Origin of the sequence: Sporolactobacillus inulinus, from assembly GCF_006539285.1 — a bacterium.
In the GTDB taxonomy this organism is placed as follows: domain Bacteria; phylum Bacillota; class Bacilli; order Bacillales; family Sporolactobacillaceae; genus Sporolactobacillus; species Sporolactobacillus inulinus.
Genome location: NZ_BJMS01000180.1, coordinates 1 through 2193, shown reverse-complemented (window position 1 = coordinate 2193; position 2193 = coordinate 1). Strand labels below are relative to the sequence as shown.

1 protein-coding gene is annotated in these 2193 nt (G+C 47.4%); it reads left to right on the top strand.

What is annotated here, in order from left to right:
• The first annotated feature begins 155 nt into the window (after window positions 1–155).
• Complete coding sequence (locus tag SIN01_RS14515) at window positions 156–1838, top strand: alpha-keto acid decarboxylase family protein (RefSeq protein WP_010027416.1); 1683 nt, start codon at window positions 156–158, stop codon at window positions 1836–1838.
• Window positions 1839–2193: the final 355 nt, after the last annotated feature.

Below are 2193 nucleotides of genomic sequence, written 5' to 3'. Positions count from 1 at the left end.
TCTATTTATTATAAAAGGCGATGAGGAAACGTTCAATCAGACATTCACGGTACGTGTTAGCTTCGATCACACGCAAGGCTCTAATTACCGGTTCCATACATATCCGCGGACGCCCGGGTCAAAATAGGATTAGTTTTTTTATAGGAGGCGCAAAGATGAAGGTTGGTGAATTTTTGTTTGACTGTCTGAAAAATGAAGGGATTAGTGAAATTTTCGGAGTTCCGGGTGATTATAATTTTTCTTTGCTTGATACGCTTGAGGCGGATGGGGCGCTCAACTTTGTCGCGTGTCGCAATGAACTCAATGCAGGCTATGCCGCTGACGGTTATGCACGCGTGAAAGGAATCGGAGCTTTAATCACCACATTTGGCGTCGGTGAGCTGAGTGCATGCAACGCGATTGCCGGTGCCTATAGTGAATCGGTCCCCATTATTCATCTTGTCGGAGGGCCGAAATCCATGATGCAAAGACAGCACAAGCTGATGCACCACACCTTGCTTGACGGCAATTTCGACACGTTTAAAAAAGTATACGAGCAAATCACGTGCTATGCCGCGGCGATTACGCCCGAAAATGCAGGCGTCGAGATCCCCAATGCAATAGCTAAGGCGCGAGAAACCAAGAAACCGGTGTATTTGACGATACCTACAGACGTTGTGACTGCGAACATGATGTCCAGGGCTGAACATCCACAGCGAAAGAAAACAGATCGAGCGTCCCTTAAAGAAGCCGTTCGCATGATTCGCGCACGTTTAGAAGTTGCCGAGCATCCGGTGCTGCTTCCGGATGTTTACGCGATGCACTATGGGCTTGGGCAGCAGGTTGAGGAGCTTGCGGAGAAAATGAACATCCCGATGGTTACCATGATGATGGGCAAAGGGGTGTGCAATGAAAACTTGCCGAACTATGCTGGCTTTTACTGCGGAAAATTAAGCAGTGATGGGGCAGCACGGCAACTTGTAGAATCCTCAGATTGTGTGCTGGCATTTGGCGCAGTATGGAATGATTACAATACCGGACTATTTACCGATCAAATCAACCCGCTGGCAGTCATTAATGTGATGCCCGACCATGTGCAGATCGGCAAAACAGTTTATCCGAACATTATCATTGATGATCTGGTCGATGCCTTTCCGGCGGACGGACATTCGTGGACACTCCCGCAGCAATCGCCTTTTCCATTTGACAGTCAGGATGCAACAGATGACGCACTGACTGCCAAAAATTATTACCCACAGTTTCAGGCGATGCTTCGCAAGCGGGATATTGTCGTTGCCGATGCCGGAACCTTTGCTTGGGGCATGGCAGAGGTACGATTGAAAAAAGAGGTGACCTACATCGCCCAAGGCGGTTGGGGCGCCATTGGCTATGGGCTTCCTGCGGCATTTGGTGCCTGCGTCGCCAATCCGAATCGCAGAGTACTGCTTTTTACCGGCGAAGGATCACTGCAGATCAACGTACAGGAATTAAGCTCAATGCTCGATAACGGGTGTAAGCCGATCATCTTTGTCCTAAACAATAAAGGGTATACAATTGAGAAATACATTAATACTGTAGACAATACAGAATATAACAACATTCCGAACTGGGACTACCATAAGCTTTCGGAAGTATTTAAACAGGATGCGTTCACGGTTCAGGTACGCACAAACAATGAGCTTCGTCAGGCCATTGCCGATGCCGAGAAAAAGTGCGCCAAACAGCTGTGTATCATTGAAATGATCACCGACCCAATGGATGCGCCGAAGATTATTCACAAAATGCATCAGACGGTACTGGAGATGGAGAACAAAAGTGAGGGACTGCTGACTCTTTTCACAGGTAAAGAAAGGATATGATTTTTGGTCACGCTGTGCATCAAAAAGGAGGCGCGAGATGCTTGAGGGATCGCGTCTCGTTGGTGCGAGCGACCGAAGCGTTGATGCAAAACCATGAAGACACTGACCAACGGCATACCCTAAAGTTAAAGCGAAACCCTCAAAAGTAAAAGCGAAAACCCGAAGTTAAAGCGAAATCCTGAAATGTTAAAGCGAAACGCTGACGGTCGTACCCTGTTGATGCGAGCAGCTGAAGTGTCGTTCGTGCACAGATTGATGGTTCACAAACGCGTCCTGAAGTAAATAGACGGAGAGATTCCGTTTAAGTGTACAGGATCTTCACTAATTGTAAAAGGAACTTCTGCTAATTGTAAAA

Coding starts and splice junctions, on each gene's coding strand:
- SIN01_RS14515 (WP_010027416.1), top strand. CDS start 156: ATGAAGGTTGGTGAATTTTTGTTTGACTGTCTGAAAAATGAAGGGATT.